Origin of the sequence: Tepidimonas fonticaldi (assembly GCF_007556755.1) — a bacterium.
Lineage (GTDB): Bacteria > Pseudomonadota > Gammaproteobacteria > Burkholderiales > Burkholderiaceae_C > Tepidimonas > Tepidimonas fonticaldi.
The window spans coordinates 1-643 of the sequence record NZ_VJOO01000083.1 but is presented as its reverse complement, the minus strand read 5'-3'; the positions used below and the strand labels follow the sequence as shown (position 1 = coordinate 643).

1 protein-coding gene is annotated in these 643 nt (G+C 69.7%); it reads right to left on the bottom strand.

The window, feature by feature from the left end:
• Positions 1-208: 208 nt before the first annotated feature.
• On the bottom strand, positions 209-643 hold a 435-nt coding region (locus Tfont_RS14415), incomplete at its 5' end, for a transposase (protein ID WP_185974553.1).

Sequence of the window (643 nt, the reverse complement as noted above, 5' to 3'; positions counted from 1 at the left end):
AGCGGCCGCGCAAGCGCCGCTTTGGGCACAGATCGGGCACAGATCGGGGGTTCATGCGTGGGTTTTCGACATCGCGGGGCCACGCAGCGGCTCAGTGCGTAGCCATTTCTCACCGAATCCCGGCACAGGGCCGAGCGCAGCCCTGCGGGGTCGTGGCCGCATTGGATCGGACTCTGGCTTGGCTGCCGGCTGTGTGGCCGGCGCCTCATCACGCGGCGGGCGGCGGGGCGCGCGCTGCGGGCCGGTAGTGCGCTTGCTCCAGCGCGCCGTGTTTCTCGAAGTGGGCGAGGATGGCGCGAATGGCCTTGGGGTCTTCGATGCTGGCGACGATCCGCACCGCGCCGCCGCAGTGGGCGCAGGTGGTGACGTCGATGGAAAAGACCCGCTTGAGCCGTTGCGCCCAGCTCATCGCACGGCGCTTCTGCTCGGGGCTGCGCGGTTCGTCGTGGGCGCTGACGTCCACCGGCACTGCATCGCTCGCAGGCCGCTTGCCGCGCCCCGAGGGCGTCAGCTGCGCGCGCAGGTTTGCATTCGGGGCGAATACGCCGTGGAAGCGGGTGAGATGCGCGCGAGGTGGCGGGACCAGTGCCGCCAGCTTGGCGATGAAGTCCACCGCATCCCATTCGACATGCGTGGTCCCATT